The sequence below is a fragment of the Vibrio sp. SCSIO 43097 genome (assembly GCF_023650755.1).
GTDB classification, from domain to species: domain Bacteria; phylum Pseudomonadota; class Gammaproteobacteria; order Enterobacterales; family Vibrionaceae; genus Vibrio; species Vibrio alginolyticus.
This window is the reverse complement of sequence record NZ_CP071840.1, coordinates 351,511-371,190: the sequence shown is the minus strand read 5'-3', so window position 1 is coordinate 371,190 and position 19,680 is coordinate 351,511. Positions and strand designations below refer to the sequence as shown.

Below are 19,680 nucleotides of genomic sequence, written 5' to 3'. Positions count from 1 at the left end.
ACAGGAAAATGACTATGTCATTGAATGCTAATAAAATCACTCCACAACTTCAGTTCATGCCACATGCGTTTTTTGGATCACTTGCTCCATTAAATTGATCTCAAGCGCTACCTCATCACATGCATGTTGACGTGGGCACTGATCGCAATCTTTCAGAACTTTCTCCGGCAGTAATGACTTCGATGTCGGTAAAAAGCTTTGCTTCATAAAGAACTCAGGCGTTCGCGTTAGAACAAAGACTTTCTTGATCGCCATCTGGCGCGCTTTCTCAACCAAATAGTTCACAATCGCACTGCCCTGCCCTTGGCCTTGCCAGCCCGCTTCGATACCAAGAGAGCGTATTTCAGCCAACCCTGAGTCATACACATATAGAGAAGCGCAACCCGTCACTTCACCATGATGCTCAGCCACCGCGAAAGAGCCAATATCTCTCACGAGCTCATTACGAGAGCGCGGAAGATTCTCACCAAGGTTCGCCCAGTAAGCAACCATACCTTCCAACGTTTCAATGTCCGTCAAACGTGCAGGACGCACTTTCACCGCCGAGCTGTCACGCTGGCTCAGGCGCTTATCCGCTTGTTCTACCGCGTAAGCGACCTGGTGAGGCGAAACACCCCCCAAAGCACAACGCTTTTCCAAACACGAATCGATAGTCAGAATGTCATACACATCATCTTCAATCACCTCAGAGAAGGCTTTTAGCTCTTGCAGAGACAATTCTTCCAGCGCACAGCCTTTAGCAATAGCACCAACGACCGCGACACCGACGATGTGGTGAGCTTCACGGAATGGGATGCCTTTCGCCACTAGGTAATCAGCCAACTCAGTCGAGTTTGCGTAACCTTGTTTCGCCGCTTCTAGTGTGCGCTCGCCATTCACTTTAATACCGTCAAAACACAGAGCTGCCATTTCCATGCAGTCGTTCCATGTATCTAAAGCGTCAAACAACCCTTCTTTATCTTCCTGCATGTCTTTGTTGTACGCCAATGGCAAGGCTTTAACTGTCATCATCATGCTCGATAATGCGCCATAGACACGCCCTGTCTTACCACGGATCAACTCAAGTGCATCTGGGTTTTTCTTCTGTGGCATTAATGACGAACCAGATGTCACCGTATCCGCTAACTCAATGAAGTTTGACTCGCCTGAATTGTAGAAGATCATATCTTCTGCAAGACGAGAAAGGTGAAGCATAGAAATCGACGCCACCGACATCAGTTCCATCACATGATCACGATCTGAAACCGAATCGAGTGAATTACGCGTAGCACGGTGGAAACCGAGATTATGTGCTAATTGTTCGCGATCAATCGGATAAGCCGTTCCCGCTAACGCACCCGAGCCAAGTGGACAAGTGTCGAGACGCTGTAAGGCATCATTCAGACGAGAGTAGTCACGCTCGAACATTTCAACATAAGCCAAGCACCAGTGAGCAAAGGTTACAGGTTGAGCACGCTGAAGATGAGTATAGCCTGGCAATACGGTGCCTTGGTGCTGTTTAGCAACATGGACCATTTGTGCTTGTAGGCGATCTAAAGCAATCAATAATTGCTGACCTTGCTGACGACACCAAAGTTTCAAGTCTGTGGCGACTTGGTCATTCCGAGAACGCCCAGTGTGGAGTTTTTTACCTAAATCTCCCACTTTACTGATTAGCTGCTGTTCAACCCAAGAGTGGATATCTTCTGCATCAGAGCGAAGAATTTGGTGAGGGTCTTCCATCACTTCTAACTTCAGCTCATTTAAAGCAAGTTCCAGTTTCTGCTGTTCTTCTGCCGATAGCACATCAACAGAAAGCAGAGCTTTAGACCATGCGATTGAACCTACGATGTCTTGCTCAGCCAATCGGTAGTCAAAACGCAACGAATCATTGAACTCTTTAAATCTGGTGTCTGCCGCTTGGGTAAATCTTCCGCCCCATAATGCCATTGCGTCTCTCCTGATGACTATTGCTTACTCTAACGTTCTCGAATGAGTAGTAACCAATTTGATGGTCATTTGCTCACTTTTTCTTATGGGTCAACGTTACGGCAATTTCGATAAAAAATAAAGTATAAATTCAATATTTTTACATATATATTCAAACTAACTTTAGATACCCGCTTTTAGAAACCAAAAGACCCGCCTATAAATGGCGGGTCTTTATTCAATCCGAGATGGATGTTAAGGGATTATTTCTTCTGGCTGTTCAATGCACGAATACGGCTTGATAGCGAGTAAAGACGGATAAACCCACCTGCATGGCTTTGGTCGTAAACTTCATCTTCACCAAAAGTCGCGAACTCTTCTGAATACAAGCTGTTGTCAGAACGTTTTTGCGTCACTGTCGCTTGACCTTTGTAGAGCTTAACAACCACTTCACCGTTAACGTCTTGCGCTAGCTCTTCTGAAGCGGCAAGGATCGATTTACATAGTGGCGTAAACCAACGGCCATCGTATACAAGGTGAGACGCTTTTAGACCTAGCTCCTCACGGAATTCGAATGATGATTTGTCTAGCACAAGCTGCTCTACAGCACGCAGCGCTTCCATCATGATGGTGCCTCCCGGTGTTTCATAACAACCACGAGACTTCATCCCAACAAGACGGTTTTCCACGATATCGATACGGCCAACACCGTGCTTAGCGCCCTTCTCGTTTAGGTAAACCAGTGCGTTGTATGGTGTCATCACTTCACCATCAACTTCGACCACTTCACCTTTTTCTACTTTCAGCGTGACGTATTCCGCTTCATTTGGCGCTTGCTCTGGGTCGACAGTCCACACCCAGCAGTCTTCGTTTGGTGCGTTCCACGTATCTTCTAAAACGCCGCCTTCCGTCGAAATGTGCCATGCGTTTGCATCACGTGAATAGATCTTAGTAAGAGACGCAGAGCAAGGAATATTACGCTCAGCTAGGTAATCCAAACACTCTTCACGGCTCACTAGGTCCCACTCACGCCAAGGTGCAATCACTTGTAAGTCCGGTGCTAGTGCTGCGAATGCGCCTTCAAAACGTACTTGGTCGTTACCTTTACCTGTACAGCCATGACACAGAGCGTCCGCGCCCACTTTACGTGCCACTTCAACCTGCGCTTTGGCAATGATTGGACGCGCCATTGATGTACCTAGCAGGTACTTACCTTCGTAGTACGCGCCGGTTTTTAGCGTTGGGTAAATGTAGTCTGCGACCATTTCTTCTTTCAAGTCAGCGATGTAGCACTCAGAAGCACCAGAGGCTTTTGCTTTCGCTTCAATGCCTTCTAGCTCTTCGGCACCTTGACCAACATCGGCAACGAAAGCCACTACTTCACAGTCGTAGTTCTCTTTTAGCCACGGGATAATTACTGAAGTATCTAGACCGCCTGAGTATGCGACTACCACTTTATTTACGTTCACTTTGCTCATGTTTTTTCTCCAAACTTAACTGGCGCTGCGCTCGGCGGTCAGTGCCAACTACGACTTCCTAATATTGAATTCTTTTGCTGATGCTTATTGAGGCAAGAATTGAGTACCAATACTTTCACCAGCGAATAACTGTGCTAATTTTTCTGGGTAACGCCAGGTCGCGACTTCAATTGGACGGCCAAGATCATTGGCGGCCTCCAAAGCGGCTTTAACTTTGACGATCATGCCATCGGTGATCACATGTCCATCGATCAACGAGTTAGCTTGCTGCTCTGACAGGGTTTTGATCAAATGGCCTTTTCCATCTAATACACCACTCACGTCTGATAACAGGACTAACTCCGCATCTAATGCGCCCGCAACCGCGACTGCTGCTTGATCAGCATTCACATTCATCATCTGGCCATCTTTGGTTAAACCAATTGAACTGATGATCGGCAGTGCACCTGTGTTTAGCACCGCTTGTAATAGTGCTGAGTCACCCGGTGATGCTTTGCCTACCGCGCCGAGTTCTGGGTCAAGTTCTTCAACAAGACACAAACCACCATCCGCAAGGCTAAGGCCCACAGCGTTAAGACCGTCCGCAATCGCTTGACCTTGAAGTAACTTATTCGCAGTGCCTGCAAGCGCGCCTGCAATCACAGGAATTTGATCGTAAGGCGTTACGCGTAAACCGTTTTTCTTTACGGTTTCAAGCTGAAGCTTTGCCATCAACTCATCAACTAGGTAGCCACCGCCATGAACGATGGCGATTTGTCGCTGTGCCGATTTTTGGTAAGCCGCAATGGCACCAAACAGTTGGCTTAAGGTTTGAGTGCATGATAGAGCTGCACCACCTAGCTTAATGACTAAAGGAGCTTGATTGGTTTGCGTCATCGCATTTCCCTCTTTCAACGACTACAGCAACGCTGTCAGTTCTGGGTAACCGTAATGAATATTGAGACATTGCATCGCTTGACTCGATGCACCTTTAAGTAGGTTGTCGATAGCTGAAATCACAATGATGTGTTCGCCTTGTACCTTCCAGCCGATATCGCAGAAAGGGGTATTTTCGACATCCTGAATACGTGGAATACCGTCGCCTTTAAGACGCACCGCAGGCTTGCCTTGATAAGCTTGTTCAAACGCCTGTGCCACTTGTGCTTCTGTCACACCTTGCGCAAGCTTCATGGTGATAGTGGCAAGAATGCCGCGTTTAAAGTTGCCGAGGTGCGGAGTAAAAATCACATCGCAACCCAAGTGCTGAGCAATCTCTGGCTGGTGACGATGGTTAAATACACCATAAGGTTGCAAGCTCACTTCACAGAAGCTGTTAACCATGGAGGCTTTACGCCCTGCACCAGATACACCACTGGTTGCGTTGATCACTGGCCATTGGTTGGTATCAAGCAACGCATGTTCTAATAAAGGTTTGATTGCAAGCTGTGAAGCGGTTGGGTAGCAACCTGCTACTGCAATCAAAGGAGTGGTTTTTATTGATTCTTGGTTCCACTCTGCTAAGCCGTATGCTGCTTTATCTAACCAGTTGTTATGTTGATGTGCGAAGCCATAAAAAGTGTCGTAAAAGCCTTCACTTTTCACACGGAATGCACCCGATAAATCGAATACCTGACAGCCTGTCTCCAAGAAAGTTGGGGCTAAATCATGGCTGACTTCGTGAGCCGTTGCCAAAAACACCACGTCCGATTCTTGAGCGATTTGCAGTGGATCCGTTAGTGGTAAAACTGGCATATCAATGATGCCCGCTAGCTTACCGTGTAGCTGCGCGATGCTCTTTCCCGCATCAACACTGTTGGCGGAAACGTATAAACCTGATAGCGTGAGTTGTGGGTGTTTATTAACCATTAACGCTAACTCTGCGCCGGTGTAACCGCTGGCTCCAATAATCGTGGTTTTTAGCATTGTGTGACATCCATATACTTAAAGGCTCAAATGACTATTCATATTTAATTTTTGCTTTATTTTGATTTTTTATTCATTAAATATGATTTAATATGTGTTTTACATTTTTGTGGTCTGTCTGTCAACAGGAGATTTGAAGAATCCATGCAATTACCAACTTTTCTAGAGGTCTATGAAGGACTCATCAGCACCTCTTCTATCAGCTCCACGGATCCGAGCTGGGATCAGGGCAATGCAAAAGTCATCGAAAAACTCGCATCTTGGTTTAAAGATCTGGGTTTTAGCGTTGAAGTGATCGAAGTCGAGCCAGGCAAGCACAATATGATCGCACGTATGGGAGAGGGAGAAGGTGGCCTTTTACTTGCTGGCCATAGTGATACCGTGCCATTCGATCAAGGGCGATGGAATTTTGATCCGCATAAACTGACGGAAAAAGACAACCGCTTCTACGGTTTAGGCACAGCAGACATGAAAGGCTTTTTCGCCTTTATTTATGAAGCAGTGAAGAAAGTCGATTGGAGCAAGCAGAGCAAACCACTTTACGTATTAGCCACTTGTGACGAAGAGACCACCATGTTGGGCGCGCGACATTTCACAGCAAACGCCCCATTTAAGCCGGATTACTGCATCATTGGTGAACCCACCAGCCTTGTACCAATTCGAGGTCATAAAGGGCATGTGGCAAATGCCATTCGCGTAACAGGCAAGTCCGGTCACTCATCGGACCCAGCGCTTGGCGTTAACGCTATTGAGATCATGCATGAAGTCATGTTCGCCATGATGCAACTGCGTGACAAATTGATTAAAGAATATCACCATCCGGGTTTTGCCATTCCAAGCCCAACCCTAAATCTTGGACACATTCATGGTGGTGACAGCGCTAACCGTATTTGTGGTTGCTGCGAACTGCATTACGACGTGCGTCCTCTTCCCGGCATTAGCCTTGATGGTTTAGAGAACATGTTGCGCGGAGCATTAAAAGAAGTCGAAGCGAAATGGCCTGGGAGACTGGAGATTATTCCATTGCATGAGCCTATTCCGGGTTACGAATGCCAACATGACCACCCATTTATTGGTGGTGTTGAAGAGATCTGCCAAACCAGTTCAGAAACCGTGAACTACTGTACTGAAGCACCATTTCTACAGCAGTTGTGTCCAACCTTGGTGCTCGGCCCTGGGTCAATCGACCAAGCCCATCAACCGGATGAGTTTCTATCCTTCGACTTTATCGACCCCACAATTGATGTGCTTTCAAAGGCGATGGTCAAGTACTGCTGTTAATACGCGTTTAAGCTCAAAAGTCTGTGCAGCTCGATTGAGCTGCATCTTTTTATCTTCACAATTTAGCGCTAGTCTTAACACTTATTTAACTTGTTATTTTGTAATTAATTTTCACTTCTTACTCTATGGCTGCCGTAAATTTGCTCTAAATCAGGAGACAGCGGAATAATTGCAAACTTAGTCTGCTTTATTTGACTATAACTGGTGCTTTTCGCTAGATTGGAGTCTTAACAAGGACAATGGATGTAGTTTTTTTACGAGGCAGGACGACAATGAACGAGAAATACGCCGCACTCAAAAGTAATGTGCGCATGTTAGGCCACTTATTGGGTAACACCATTCGCGATGCCCATGGCGAAGAAATCTTCGAGAAAGTGGAAACCATTCGTAAATTATCCAAATCAGCTCAAGCAGGGAATCAAGCAGACAGGGACAGCTTGATCGAAGAAATCAAACATCTACCTGATGAGCAGCTAACGCCCGTTACTCGCGCGTTTAACCAATTTCTAAACCTCACCAATATCGCTGAGCAATACCACACGATTTCACGCCATTGTGAAGAGCACATTTGTGAACCAGACGCGATTAACTCGCTGTTTTCTAAACTGGTACAAAACGATGTGAGCAAACTGGACACTGCCCAAGCGGTTCGTGATCTAAATATTGAATTGGTATTGACGGCTCACCCAACAGAAATTACGCGCCGTACGATGATCAACAAACTGGTCAAGATAAACGAGTGCTTATCAAAGTTGGAGCTAAGCGATCTTTCTTCTAAAGAGCGCAGAAAAACCGAACGCCGCCTAGAGCAACTGATTGCCCAAGGCTGGCATTCAGACGTGATTCGACAACAACGCCCTACTCCGTTGGATGAAGCAAAGTGGGGCTTTGCGGTCGTTGAAAACTCGCTATGGGAAGCGGTACCGGACTTCCTACGTGAGATGAATGACCGTCTAAAATCTTACCTTGGAGAAGGTTTACCCATTGATGCTCGCCCAGTGCACTTCTCCTCTTGGATGGGCGGTGACCGTGACGGTAACCCGTTTGTTACTCACAACGTTACGCGTGAAGTCTTACTATTGTCTCGTTGGAAAGCCGCCGATCTTTATCTCAATGACATCAACGAGTTGATCAGCGAGCTGTCAATGACAGTTTCAAACGATCAAGTCCGTGAACTTGCTGGCGAAGATCAGCACGAACCATACCGTGCGATCCTGAAGCAATTACGCACTCTGCTCAATGAAACCAAAGATATTCTCGATGCTAAGATCCACGGTCAAAAGCTGGCTGTTAAAGCACCACTGCAAAAAGTCGAGCAACTTTGGGAACCGCTGTATGCCTGCTACCAGTCACTAAACGAATGTGGCATGGGTGTAATAGCCAACGGCTCACTACTGGATACACTACGCCGCGTAAAAGCATTTGGTATCCATCTTGTACGTCTTGATATCCGCCAGGAGAGCACGCGTCACTCAGACGTCTTGTCTGAACTGACTCGCTACTTAGGTATTGGTGATTACGAACAATGGAGTGAGCAAGATAAGATTGCTTTTCTAACTAACGAGCTGGCATCTAAACGTCCGCTTCTCCCTCGTGATTGGGAACCGTCTGAACCCGTCAAAGAGGTTTTGGATACCTGCAAGATTGTTGCAGCACAACCGCGTGAAGCGTTTGGCGCTTACGTTATTTCAATGGCACGTACCGCCTCTGACGTACTAGCCGTTCATCTACTGCTACAAGAAGCTGGTTGCCCTTACCGCATGGATGTGTGTCCTCTGTTCGAAACGCTAGACGATTTGAACAACGCGGAATCGGTCATCAAGCAGCTTATGGGGATTGACCTTTACCGTGGTTTTATCCAAAACCACCAGATGGTCATGATTGGTTACTCTGACTCAGCGAAAGATGCAGGTGTTATGTCTGCAGGTTGGGCTCAGTATCATGCGATGGAATCGTTAGTTAAAGTGGCTGAAGAAGAAGGCGTTGAGCTAACTCTATTCCATGGTCGTGGGGGCACAGTCGGTCGCGGTGGCGCACCTGCGCATGCTGCGCTTTTGTCGCAACCACCAAAAAGCTTGAAAGGCGGTTTACGTGTAACAGAGCAAGGCGAGATGATCCGCTTTAAACTGGGTCTCCCAGATGTCGCAGTAAACAGCTTTAACCTATACGCAAGTGCGATTCTGGAAGCCAACTTGTTACCGCCACCGGAGCCAAAACAAGAATGGCGCGACTTGATGGAAGTGCTATCAGAAGTAAGCTGTGAGTCTTACCGAAATGTGGTTCGTGGCGAGCCAGATTTCGTGCCTTACTTCCGCCAAGCAACACCAGAACTCGAACTCGGTAAGTTGCCACTTGGTTCTCGTCCTGCAAAACGCAACCCTAAGGGCGGAGTAGAAAGCTTACGTGCAATCCCGTGGATCTTCTCATGGAGTCAAAACCGTTTGGTACTTCCTGCATGGCTAGGCGCAGGTGAAGCGATTCAATACTCGATCGATAAAGGCCACCAAGCATTGCTCGAAGAGATGTGCCGCGAATGGCCGTTTTTCTCTACTCGTCTCGGCATGCTAGAGATGGTGTACTCGAAGTGTAATATTGATATCTCTCGCTACTACGATGAGCGATTGGTGGATGAGTCGCTCCGTCCACTCGGTGAAAAACTTCGTGCTCAGCTTCAAGAAGACATCAAAGCGGTACTGAATGTAGAGAACAATGAAAACTTGATGCAGCATGACCCTTGGGGACTCGAGTCGATTCGCTTACGCAATATCTACGTTGAGCCATTGAATATGCTACAGGCAGAGCTACTATACCGCACGCGTCAAACCGAAGAAGCTTCTGCAAACTTGGAAGAAGCGTTGATGGTGACGATTGCTGGTATTGCTGCTGGTATGCGCAACACAGGCTAATCGTTTCATTTTTAATAAAAAGCTGGGCAAATGCTCAGCTTTTTTTTATCACAGGATAATCGCACCAAAACAAAGGCAGTTAAATATACCACTATAGACCCAAAAAATACCAAAATAAAAGAATAAAAAACCACAAGTTAACACTATTGATTATTATGTTAGTTTTTTAGGGTAATTTTGTCCTACTATTCCACTTCATGCTTATTATTTATATACTACTTGCCTGCTGAGAGCTCATAAATCCAATCATACCTGCTCCAGCCTTGATGGGACTCCCCATCTCTCTAGGTGATAAACGGCTTTAAGGTGACAGGACCAACATTGTTGGTGCTACTTATACATTAAAAAACTCAAGTGCCAGTAAGAGCGCAGCTGAAAGTATAAGTAGCTTGTTTACAAGTTTATTGACCATTTGGATTGAAGACATGTCATTACCACACGTAATCTTAACTGTTCTTAGCACTCGCGACGCAACCGGTTACGATATCACTAAAGAATTCTCTGCTAGCATCGGTTACTTCTGGAAAGCAAGCCACCAACAGGTGTACCGTGAACTCAACAAAATGGCTGAGAAAGAACTGGTTACTTGCGTATTAGAACCCCAAGAAGGCAAACCAGACCGCAAGGTTTACTCCATTACAGACGCTGGTCGCAGCGCTTTAGGAGAGTGGTTTGATCAACCAACTGCACACCCAACAGTTCGTGATGAGTTTTCAGCGAAATTGATGGCATGTGCCGTTCAACCAGCGGCTCCATTCCGTGACCAACTCGCCGAGCTAGTTGAAGAGTCTCGCAAACTGGTTTCTCACTACAAAGAAATTGAAGCGGCTTACTACGCAACGCCGTCAACTTTAGATAAACAAGCTCGCCTAGAACGTCTAACGCTTCGCCGTAACCTACTGTTACGTGAAACTTGGATCACTTGGGCAGAAGAAGTTCTAACTGAACTTGAAGTGATTGGTTAAACTCCTTTTGCTTTGATAAAACGAAAAAGGCTTGCCACTTGGCAAGCCTTTTATCTTTTTGAAACTAGGTTTACGCACCGACTACTGCGCGAGGACGAACACCCAACGTATGGCATAACGCGTAAGTCATCTCTGCACGGTTTAGTGTGTAGAAGTGAAAATCCTTAACCCCTTCACGACTCAGTACACGCACCATATCAATAGCTTGGCTAGCTCCTACAAGCTGGCGAGTCACCGGATCATCATCCAAGCCATCGAATTGTTTGCTCATCCATCCTGGTACTTTCACATTGTTCTGTGCCGCAAAGCGAGAAGCTTGCTTAAAGTTCGATACAGGCAAAATTCCTGGCACAATTTCTACGTCAATTCCTGCTGCGACACAACGGTCACGGAATCGCAGGTAAGACTCAACGTCAAAAAAGAACTGAGTAATAGCACGGTTTGCACCTGCATCTACCTTACGTTTTAGGTTCAATAAGTCAGACTGAGCGCTTTTAGCTTCAGGGTGAACCTCAGGGAATGCAGCAACGGAGATATCGAAATCGTGGCGTGATTTCAGCAGCTCAACCAAATCCGAGGCATACATATCAGGCGCACCGCCACCTGGAGGAATATCACCACGCAGAGCGACGATATTTTCAATACCATTGTTCCAATAATCATCGGCAATATTAATCAACTCTTCACGAGTCGCATCAATACAAGTGAGATGGGGAGCGGCAACCAATCCGGTTGTTGCTTTAATTTCTTTAATGATGGAGTGTGTTCTGTCACGCTCGCCGGAGTTCGCACCGTAAGTCACAGAAACAAATTTAGGTTGAAGCGTTTTAAGACGGTGCACTGAATTCCAAAGTGTTTCTTCCATCTTAGCGCTGCTTGGCGGAAAAAACTCAAACGATACATTGATGTTATCTGATAACTCAGCAATATTCTGGTTCAAGGCGTCGATATGGCCTGCGTGCGTATATCCCATCTTACTCTCCCTGCGGCACTCCGCCACGAAAACAAATCCTTAAAATCGACGTTTAGACGTCTATATGTCTACAGAATGTATTGAATACGATTTAATGTCAACCTTGTAATTATGAATTTTTCTCAAGTTAATAATGAAGATAGTTCAAGTTTCTACTTGAGCATCATCTCGCCATTTTGCACGGGTTATGACTTCAGTATGGCACTGATAGGGGAATAAAAAACCCTGGATTAATTCCAGGGTTTTTAGGTCAATCGCAACTTTAAAATAAACCAGCCAATCGGTTGAGGTCGGATTGAATAGCGCCGGCTGTCACTTCTCTGCCTGCGCCTGGTCCTCGAATGACCAGAGGGTTATCTTTGTACCACTTGCTCTCTATGGCAAAAATGTTATCGCATGGCAATAAGTTGGCGAGCGCGTGCTCACGAGATAACGCTTCGACTCCCACCGTTGCTTTACCATTTTTTTCTAAACGCGCCACATAGCGAAGCACTTGATCGTTTCTCTGTGCTTTTGTCAGACGCTCTTGAAGTATTTCACTCAACAACGCTCCATTATCGAAGAAATCATCTAAGCTCAGTTCTCTTAATTCTTCTGGCACCAAAGACTCAACTTTAACGCTGTCTGGTTCAATATCTAGGCCCGATTCTCGAGCCAAGATGACTAACTTACGCATTACATCGGAGCCATCTAAATCAGAACGAGGGTCAGGTTCGGTTAAACCTTGCTGCCAAGCAAGATCGACTAAATCATTAAATGGCACAGAACCATCAAACTGTTGGAACAGCCATGATAACGTCCCCGAGAAAATCCCCGATAGAGCAACGATTTCATCCCCACTTTCACGAAGATCTCGCACGGTATGGTTTATCGGTAACCCAGCACCAACCGTTGCGTTGTATAGCCAATGACGACCAATTTTAGCGAATGCATCTTGAACCTGATGGTAGTACTGACTATCTGCGGAACCGGCCACTTTGTTAGCGGAAATCAAATGAATGCCTTGCTGTGCGATTTCTACGTAGCGCTGAGCTAACTCTTTACTCGCGGTAACATCAAGCACGACGGCTTCATCATAGCTTTTAAGCGCTCCCAAACGTGCCAGCCAATCCCCATTGTTGGCTATGCTTTCATCATCAAATCGTTCAGCAACACTCGCCGCCTCAATACCTTGCTCATCGAACCAATAGGTTTGGCTATCCACAACCGCGACAAGATCAAAGCTCATACCATGACGTTTTTCGAGCTCACTTTTTTGCGTCGCAAATAAATTTAACCAACTAGAACCAATATTACCCTTGCCACATAAAGCCACTGCCACGCGTTTTTGCGCTTGGAACAACTGGCTATGAATCGTTTGAACCAACGCCTCGGTATCAGTACGGCGCAAAACAGCGACTAGGCTCAGCCCTGAGTCTGTTTCAGAGATAAATTCTACCGGAGAGTGCTTTAGCTTCTGATAAAAGCCAAAGCAATGATTGGCGTTTTTCGTAACGCCTGCACCTACCGCAGCTAAGAGCGAGTAACCTTCTTTTAGCTTAATTTCTGCCTCTACCGCAAGCTCTTGCAAGTGTTTCAATGCACCACCGGCGATTTCTGCGGTGTAAGCCAAGCGTAGCGTATGCTGATCGGATTGAGCTTCAAATGCCAGTGGCTCTAATTGCGCGCGCTGCAACGCTTGTAATACATCACTCTGTGTTTTTTCGAAGTCGTGCCCATGCATGAAAGACAACTGCACCAATAAAACATCATCCAGTGAAGTAATAATTTTAGCGCCACGACCAGATGCCAATACACGCTCAATACGAGTAGAACCCGACTCTGGCAGATAGCTACACTTGAGATTAAGGTCCATGGTACTTTGCGCCACAGGCTGAAGCGTACGACTGTGTAGCACTGGGGCAGCTAAGCGAGCAAGTTCACTGGCTTCATCCAATCGAAGTAACGGTAATAAACAAGCGTCAGACACCAAACGTGGATCGGCACTATAGACACCAGCAACATCACTCCAAATCGTGACAGTACTGACTTCAGCAAGCGCGCCTATGACCGTTGCAGAATAGTCAGAGCCGTTACGACCAAGTAGAATGGTTTCTCCTGCCTCGTTCTGAGCCATAAAGCCAGTAATTACCACACGTTTATGGTTATGCTGCGCGAGGATCTCTTTAATTAAAGGGTATGAACGAGCACGATCAACCTCTGGTTGAGTTCCCGCTTCTGCACGTAAAAACGCTCGTGCATCTTGTGCAACCGCAGGGATAGAACGTTGAGATAATAACGCGGCCAATAGGCGAGCAGACCATACTTCTCCGTGCCCCAGTACCGCGGCTTTTTGCGCATTAGTGAGTGGTGCAGTCAGCTCCGAGAGAGTACTGAACTCATCATGTAATAAAGCTAACAGCTCTTCTTTTGTTTCACTCTCCAACAAGCTTTCTATTAGCTCAGTTTGAAACTGTCTTAAGCTTTGAAGCGCTTCATGCGCAATTCGGCCATCTTTATTTAACCCTTCCAAAAACTCAATCAAGCGGTTAGTGGTTTTTCCTGCAGCAGAGACGACCACCAGATCATTTTCTGTCGAATACTCCTTGAGAATACCCACAACGCGTAAGTAGCATTCTGGGTTTGCTAAGCTACTGCCACCAAACTTATGCAGCTGACGTTGTACAGTCATTGTTATCGTCTCCTATTACTGGGTAGCTTTAGCGAACGCTTGTTCTAAATCTGTGATGAGGTCTTGTACATCTTCCAAACCGACAGACAAACGCAATAGTTGATGAGAGACCCCAGCCTCCGCCAGCGCCTCCTCACCCATTGCACGGTGCGTCATGGATGCTGGGTGGCAAATCAAACTTTCTACACCACCTAATGACTCTGCTAATGAAAACAGTTGGAGCTCTTTCACAAACACCTTTAACTGCTCAAACGAACCAGCAAACTCAAAACTCAACATAGAGCCAAAGCCCGTTTGCTGCTTTTTAGCAATGTCGTGACCTGGATGTTCCGGCAGGCTTGGATGATAGATAGTTTTAACTAACGCTTGTTTCTGTAGGTAAGCCAGTACCTGCTGTGAGCTCTCTTCATGTACTCTCATACGAGCAGCAAGCGTACGAATACCTCGCAGTGTCATGTAACTATCGAAAGGTGTGCCCGTTGCACCAATACAATTACCCCACCATGCAAGCTCTTCTGCATGCGCTTCTGTGTTGGTGATGATTACCCCACCAATTACGTCCGAATGACCGTTGATGTACTTTGTTGTGGAGTGGATAACAAAATCCGCACCTAACTCTAAAGGTTTTTGGTACACGGGTGTCAAAAAGGTATTGTCCACCGCAACTAACGCGCCGATTTGTTTCGCTTTTTCACAAGTAGCTGCAATATCCACTACGCGAACCAGAGGGTTTGACGGAGTTTCTAGCAAAATGAGTTTTGGTTTTTGTGCCAATGCAGCATCTAAAGCCTGTTCGTCTGATTGATCGACAAACTGAACCTTAAAATCGCCTTTGTTAGCTCGGGTATTAAAAAGACGATAGGTACCACCATAACAATCGTGAGGAGCAATAATGAGATCATCTGGGCCGAGAAAAGCGGAAACCCATAAATTTAATGCCGACGTACCGCAGTTAGTAACAACCGCTCCTTTTCCAGACTCAAGTTCAGATAGCGCACTTTCCAACAGTCCGCGGTTTGGATTACCAGATCGTGTGTAATCATACTTGGGCACTTCACCAAAAGCAGGAAAACCATAGTTAGTGGAAAGATAAATAGGTGGAACGACAGCATGATATTGGCTGTCTGATTCAATACCAGTGCGTACTGCAATGGTCGCAGGTTTGCGAGTGCTCATGGGTGTATCCTTTCACGGGTAATGACTTCTAAATAGGAATGCGCTATATCTAATGAGTAACATAAAGTGATCAACACGCTTCCTTTGCTGTTATGTTCACTTTACTCGTCAAAAAATGAGACGTCAACACTTCTAGACGTCTATATGTCTTTGCTTATGGCGGTAAATGCAGCTAAAATCAGCACCTAAATTATTTTTAACCGATTACATAAATGAAGGTGTGCAATGGCTGACTGGAATGGCGAATACATTAGCCCATATGCAGAGCACGGCAAAAAAAGCGAACAAGTAAAAAAAATTACCGTCTCTATCCCGCTAAAAGTTTTAAAGGTGCTAACTGATGAGCGTACTCGCCGTCAGATCAATAACTTACGCCATGCAACCAATAGTGAATTGCTATGCGAGGCATTTTTGCACGCGTACACAGGTCAGCCACTTCCGACAGATGAAGACCTTCGTAAAGACCGTCCTGATGATATTCCAACAGAAGTAAAAGCGCTGATGACGGAAATGGGCATCGAATTTGAGTCATTCGACGAAGAATAAAAAAGCCTGATAAGAGGTTTCAGGTAATAACTCTTGCCTCGAGCCAAATGAATGACATAAAAAATGGGACGCAATAGCGTCCCATTTTTGTGTATCACATCTGAAAGATATATTACTCTGCCATGTAGTTTTCAGGCATCTCGATACGAGCTACACCTGAATTAACCGCCGCCTGAGCAACCGCTTTTGCAACACGTGGTAGCAAACGTGAATCCATTGGTTTTGGAATAATATAGTCCGCACCAAACTCTAGCTTATCAACACCTGCAGCCTTCAATACGGCTTCAGGTACAGGCTCTTTTGCTAGCTCACGAATCGCCTCAACGGCTGCAAGTTTCATTTCATCATTGATTTCACTTGCACGCACATCAAGAGCACCGCGGAAAATGAATGGGAAACACAATACGTTGTTAACTTGGTTAGGATAATCACTACGGCCAGTACCCATGATCAAGTCATCACGAACTGCGTGAGCAAGTTCCGGCTTGATTTCAGGATCCGGGTTAGAACATGCGAATACGATTGGCTTATCTGCCATCAACTTCAACGCTTCCGCTGGCAATAGGTTTGGACCAGATACACCTAGGAACAGATCTGCACCTTCAATCACGTCTTCTAGTGTGCGCTTATCTGTATTGTTCGCAAATAGCTGCTTATATTCATTAAGATCATCACGACGAGTGTGAATCACACCTTTGCGATCTAGCATGTAGATTTTTTCGCGCATTGCGCCGCATTTGATCAGAAGCTCCATACACGCTACAGCGGCAGCGCCGGCGCCAAGACAAACAATTGTTGAATCTTCAAGTTTCTTACCTTGAAGTTCGATTGCATTCAGCATACCCGCTGCCGTTACAATAGCAGTACCATGTTGATCATCGTGGAATACTGGTACATCACAACGTTCAATCAGACGCTTTTCAATCTCAAAACAGTCTGGTGCTTTAATATCTTCAAGGTTGATACCGCCAAAAGTGTCTGCAATGCTCGCAACAGTATCAACAAATTCATCGATCGTGCGGTGCTTAACTTCAATATCAATAGAGTCAAGACCTGCAAAACGCTTAAACAGTAACGCTTTACCTTCCATCACTGGCTTAGATGCAAGTGGACCTAGGTTACCTAGACCTAGAATAGCGGTACCGTTAGAAATAACAGCAACCATGTTCCCTTTTGCAGTGTACTTGTACACGTTATCCGGGTTTTGTGCGATTTCACGCACTGGCTCTGCAACACCAGGGCTGTAAGCAAGGGCAAGATCACCCGCCGTTTCCGCAGGCTTTGTCAGTTCGACAGCAATCTTTCCTGGAGTTGGATAAGCATGGTAATCCAATGCTTTTTGGCGATGTTCTTCTTCTGGAGTGGCTGCTTGGTGGTTGTCTTCAGACATGGACGTTTCTCTTTTTTATTTTTAGGTAAGGGGGCATAAATTCTATCGGATAGAAATCAAACTTCATAGGCAAGATTGCGAGCAATATCCTTAAAAAGCCGATAATAAAAGAGATTAGACCAGATAACGGGGTTAAGCACCTGATTTTCGAGTCAGGTGCTCTTTCTTCTTACTATTATTGGAGTATGCAAACTCAGAAAGTATCGTTACTCTTCGTCCACGTATTGCGCTTGGAGATAATTCTCAATACCAGACATTTCAATCAAGCCAAGTTGCGTCTCTAGCCAATCAACATGTTCTTCTTCATCTTCAAGAATATCTTGGAAGAGATCTCGAGACACATAATCTCGAATGTCTTCAGCGTAGGCAATCGCATCTTTTAAATCTGGAATAGCCGCCATTTCAAGCTTTAAATCACACTCGAGCATTTCCTTGGTATCTTCACCAATCATCAACTTACCTAAATCTTGTAGGTTCGGTAGGCCTTCAAGGAACAAAATACGCTCAATTAGATGATCGGCATGCTTCATCTCATCGATAGATTCGTGATATTCCTTGTCTGCTAGGTGCTTTAAGCCCCAGTCTTTATACATTCGGGCGTGAAGAAAATACTGATTAATAGCGACGAGCTCGTTACCGAGCACTTTATTGAGATGTTGAATGATGATTGGATCGCCTTTCATGACAAAACCCTCCTCTTTGGCTTCATTTAAATGTAGAAGCAAATGAGAAGGTGTCAAAATGTAAGGCAAATAATTACTGCATACTTACAGCAATTAGCTGGCTTGTTTAAATTCCGTGTAACTAGTTTCCGCTAAAATTTCCTTGGCCTGTCTGATGCACTTACCACATTGGCTGCCCAATGCCGTGCACTTTTTGATTCCTTTAATATCTGTTACGCCTTCATCTATCGCCAACTTCCTAATTTTTTTGTCGGAGACACCATGGCAAAGACAAACGTACATACTCAAAAAACCTATAAAACTAATCTGTGACAAACAATATAAACAAGAATAGTTCTTGTTACCAGTCGCATTATGGTGTCCGCTCAGAATATTTGGTTATAACGATTTTACCGCTGCAGGAAAAGATCAAAGGGTTAAGAGGGGTGAGTAAAAGCGTTAAGAAAAAAAGCCGGTAAAACTCTGTTTTTAAATCGAAAAAGTGACGTCTTTTATTTCAACACTTATAACTAAATGTAATCTAGAAATGAAAAAGGGAAGCCTAAGCTTCCCTTTTCGATGCGCTTTCTTCAAAAAGAAGAACAGTGCAAGATTTCGTTTAATTCGTTATGAATTAGTCGAAGATCTTAGCAACAACACCAGCACCTACTGTACGGCCACCTTCACGGATCGCGAAACGTAGACCTTCGTCCATTGCGATTGGTGCGATTAGCTCTACAGTCATCTGTACGTTGTCGCCTGGCATTACCATTTCTACGCCGTCTGGTAGCTGGATGTCACCAGTTACGTCAGTTGTACGGAAGTAGAACTGTGGACGGTAGCCTTTGAAGAATGGAGTGTGACGACCACCTTCATCTTTAGACAGTACGTATACTTCTGATTCGAACTTAGTGTGTGGAGTGATTGAACCAGGCTTAGCTAGTACTTGACCACGTTCAACTTCGTCACGCTTAGTACCACGTAGAAGTGCACCAACGTTCTCACCTGCACGGCCTTCGTCTAGAAGCTTACGGAACATCTCAACACCAGTACATGTAGTTGTAGTAGTGTCTTTGATACCTACGATAGCAACTTCGTCACCTACAGTTAGGATACCACGCTCGATACGGCCAGTTACTACTGTACCACGACCTTGGATTGAGAATACGTCTTCGATAGGCATTAGGAATGGCTGATCTACCGCACGCTCTGGCTCAGGGATGTAAGTATCTAGAGCTTCTGCTAGTTCAACGATTTTCGCTTCCCACTGCTCTTCGCCGTTTAGTGCGCCTAGTGCAGAACCTTGGATAACTGGTAGGTCATCACCTGGGAAATCGTATTCAGATAGAAGTTCACGAACTTCCATTTCTACTAGTTCTAGTAGCTCTTCATCGTCAACCATGTCACATTTGTTCATGAATACGATGATGTATGGGATACCAACCTGACGGCCTAGTAGGATGTGCTCACGAGTTTGTGGCATTGGGCCATCTGTCGCAGCAACAACTAGGATACCACCGTCCATCTGTGCAGCACCAGTGATCATGTTTTTAACATAGTCAGCGTGTCCTGGACAGTCAACGTGTGCGTAGTGGCGTGATGGAGTGTCGTACTCAACGTGAGAAGTTGCGATTGTGATACCGCGCTCACGCTCTTCTGGAGCGTTATCGATAGATGCGAAGTCTTTAGCTACACCGCCGTAAACTTTAGCAAGAGTAGTACAGATAGCTGCAGTTAGAGTTGTTTTACCGTGGTCAACGTGGCCGATAGTACCAACGTTAACGTGCGGTTTCGTACGTTCAAATTTTTCTTTAGACACGAT

General features: G+C 45.6%; 15 protein-coding genes. 4 read left to right on the top strand and 11 right to left on the bottom strand.

Annotated features, from left to right (window positions below):
• Nucleotides 1-54 precede the first annotated feature (54 nt).
• The 4 genes from argH to argC form a co-directional block, all read right to left on the bottom strand.
• On the bottom strand, nucleotides 55-1,929 hold the full coding sequence (argH, locus tag J4N40_RS01790; RefSeq protein ID WP_017633526.1) for an argininosuccinate lyase: 1,875 nt from the start codon (nucleotides 1,927-1,929) through the stop codon (nucleotides 55-57).
• A 242-nt stretch (nucleotides 1,930-2,171) separates the two neighbouring features.
• On the bottom strand, nucleotides 2,172-3,386 hold the full coding sequence (locus J4N40_RS01785; protein ID WP_005381332.1) for an argininosuccinate synthase: 1,215 nt from the start codon (nucleotides 3,384-3,386) through the stop codon (nucleotides 2,172-2,174).
• Nucleotides 3,387-3,470: 84 nt separating this feature from the next.
• Complete coding sequence (argB, locus tag J4N40_RS01780; protein ID WP_005381333.1) at nucleotides 3,471-4,262, bottom strand: acetylglutamate kinase; 792 nt, start codon at nucleotides 4,260-4,262, stop codon at nucleotides 3,471-3,473.
• Between the two features lie 21 nt (nucleotides 4,263-4,283).
• The gene (gene argC, locus J4N40_RS01775; RefSeq protein WP_053350729.1) at nucleotides 4,284-5,288 is read right to left on the bottom strand and encodes an N-acetyl-gamma-glutamyl-phosphate reductase; all 1,005 of its coding nucleotides are present in this window, start codon (nucleotides 5,286-5,288) and stop codon (nucleotides 4,284-4,286) included.
• 144 nt (nucleotides 5,289-5,432) lie between these two features.
• On the opposite strand from argC, the gene argE reads away from it, so the two are divergent.
• The 3 genes from argE (at nucleotide 5,433) to J4N40_RS01760 (ending at nucleotide 10,440) form a co-directional block, all read left to right on the top strand.
• A complete protein-coding gene (gene argE, locus J4N40_RS01770; protein WP_005381335.1) occupies nucleotides 5,433-6,569 on the top strand; it encodes an acetylornithine deacetylase in 1,137 nt (378 codons plus the stop codon).
• 272 nt (nucleotides 6,570-6,841) lie between these two features.
• Nucleotides 6,842-9,475: a phosphoenolpyruvate carboxylase gene (gene ppc / locus J4N40_RS01765; protein WP_005381336.1), complete on the top strand. Its 2,634-nt coding sequence runs from the start codon at nucleotides 6,842-6,844 to the stop codon at nucleotides 9,473-9,475.
• Between the two features lie 425 nt (nucleotides 9,476-9,900).
• Nucleotides 9,901-10,440 (top strand): PadR family transcriptional regulator, encoded by a 540-nt coding sequence (locus tag J4N40_RS01760; RefSeq protein ID WP_005382791.1) that lies wholly within the window; start codon nucleotides 9,901-9,903, stop codon nucleotides 10,438-10,440.
• Between the two features lie 70 nt (nucleotides 10,441-10,510).
• Here J4N40_RS01760 and metF read toward each other — a convergent pair whose 3' ends face one another.
• The 3 genes from metF to J4N40_RS01745 form a co-directional block, all read right to left on the bottom strand.
• Nucleotides 10,511-11,413: a methylenetetrahydrofolate reductase gene (gene metF, locus J4N40_RS01755; protein ID WP_005381345.1), complete on the bottom strand. Its 903-nt coding sequence runs from the start codon at nucleotides 11,411-11,413 to the stop codon at nucleotides 10,511-10,513.
• 262 nt (nucleotides 11,414-11,675) lie between these two features.
• Complete coding sequence (locus J4N40_RS01750; protein ID WP_171343379.1) at nucleotides 11,676-14,084, bottom strand: bifunctional aspartate kinase/homoserine dehydrogenase II; 2,409 nt, start codon at nucleotides 14,082-14,084, stop codon at nucleotides 11,676-11,678.
• 15 nt (nucleotides 14,085-14,099) lie between these two features.
• Nucleotides 14,100-15,260, bottom strand: coding sequence for an O-succinylhomoserine (thiol)-lyase (locus J4N40_RS01745; protein WP_171343380.1), 1,161 nt, complete (start codon nucleotides 15,258-15,260; stop codon nucleotides 14,100-14,102).
• A gap of 225 nt (nucleotides 15,261-15,485) precedes the next feature.
• On the opposite strand from J4N40_RS01745, the gene metJ reads away from it, so the two are divergent.
• Nucleotides 15,486-15,806: a met regulon transcriptional regulator MetJ gene (metJ, locus tag J4N40_RS01740; protein WP_005381353.1), complete on the top strand. Its 321-nt coding sequence runs from the start codon at nucleotides 15,486-15,488 to the stop codon at nucleotides 15,804-15,806.
• Nucleotides 15,807-15,918: 112 nt separating this feature from the next.
• On the opposite strand, the gene J4N40_RS01735 is transcribed toward metJ, so the two are convergent.
• The 4 genes from J4N40_RS01735 to tuf form a co-directional block, all read right to left on the bottom strand.
• On the bottom strand, nucleotides 15,919-17,196 hold the full coding sequence (locus J4N40_RS01735) for a malic enzyme-like NAD(P)-binding protein (protein ID WP_005381358.1): 1,278 nt from the start codon (nucleotides 17,194-17,196) through the stop codon (nucleotides 15,919-15,921).
• Between the two features lie 206 nt (nucleotides 17,197-17,402).
• Nucleotides 17,403-17,879 (bottom strand): bacterioferritin, encoded by a 477-nt coding sequence (gene bfr, locus J4N40_RS01730; protein WP_005381359.1) that lies wholly within the window; start codon nucleotides 17,877-17,879, stop codon nucleotides 17,403-17,405.
• Nucleotides 17,880-17,972: 93 nt separating this feature from the next.
• On the bottom strand, nucleotides 17,973-18,161 hold the full coding sequence (locus tag J4N40_RS01725; RefSeq protein ID WP_005381360.1) for a (2Fe-2S)-binding protein: 189 nt from the start codon (nucleotides 18,159-18,161) through the stop codon (nucleotides 17,973-17,975).
• Between the two features lie 331 nt (nucleotides 18,162-18,492).
• Nucleotides 18,493-19,677: an elongation factor Tu gene (gene tuf, locus J4N40_RS01720; RefSeq protein WP_005381361.1), complete on the bottom strand. Its 1,185-nt coding sequence runs from the start codon at nucleotides 19,675-19,677 to the stop codon at nucleotides 18,493-18,495.
• Nucleotides 19,678-19,680 lie beyond the last annotated feature (3 nt).

Coding starts and splice junctions, on each gene's coding strand:
- argH (WP_017633526.1), bottom strand. CDS start 1,929: ATGGCATTATGGGGCGGAAGATTTACCCAAGCGGCAGACACCAGATTT.
- J4N40_RS01785 (WP_005381332.1), bottom strand. CDS start 3,386: ATGAGCAAAGTGAACGTAAATAAAGTGGTAGTCGCATACTCAGGCGGT.
- argB (WP_005381333.1), bottom strand. CDS start 4,262: ATGACGCAAACCAATCAAGCTCCTTTAGTCATTAAGCTAGGTGGTGCA.
- argC (WP_053350729.1), bottom strand. CDS start 5,288: ATGCTAAAAACCACGATTATTGGAGCCAGCGGTTACACCGGCGCAGAG.
- argE (WP_005381335.1), top strand. CDS start 5,433: ATGCAATTACCAACTTTTCTAGAGGTCTATGAAGGACTCATCAGCACC.
- ppc (WP_005381336.1), top strand. CDS start 6,842: ATGAACGAGAAATACGCCGCACTCAAAAGTAATGTGCGCATGTTAGGC.
- J4N40_RS01760 (WP_005382791.1), top strand. CDS start 9,901: ATGTCATTACCACACGTAATCTTAACTGTTCTTAGCACTCGCGACGCA.
- metF (WP_005381345.1), bottom strand. CDS start 11,413: ATGGGATATACGCACGCAGGCCATATCGACGCCTTGAACCAGAATATT.
- J4N40_RS01750 (WP_171343379.1), bottom strand. CDS start 14,084: ATGACTGTACAACGTCAGCTGCATAAGTTTGGTGGCAGTAGCTTAGCA.
- J4N40_RS01745 (WP_171343380.1), bottom strand. CDS start 15,260: ATGAGCACTCGCAAACCTGCGACCATTGCAGTACGCACTGGTATTGAA.
- metJ (WP_005381353.1), top strand. CDS start 15,486: ATGGCTGACTGGAATGGCGAATACATTAGCCCATATGCAGAGCACGGC.
- J4N40_RS01735 (WP_005381358.1), bottom strand. CDS start 17,196: ATGTCTGAAGACAACCACCAAGCAGCCACTCCAGAAGAAGAACATCGC.
- bfr (WP_005381359.1), bottom strand. CDS start 17,879: ATGAAAGGCGATCCAATCATCATTCAACATCTCAATAAAGTGCTCGGT.
- J4N40_RS01725 (WP_005381360.1), bottom strand. CDS start 18,161: ATGTACGTTTGTCTTTGCCATGGTGTCTCCGACAAAAAAATTAGGAAG.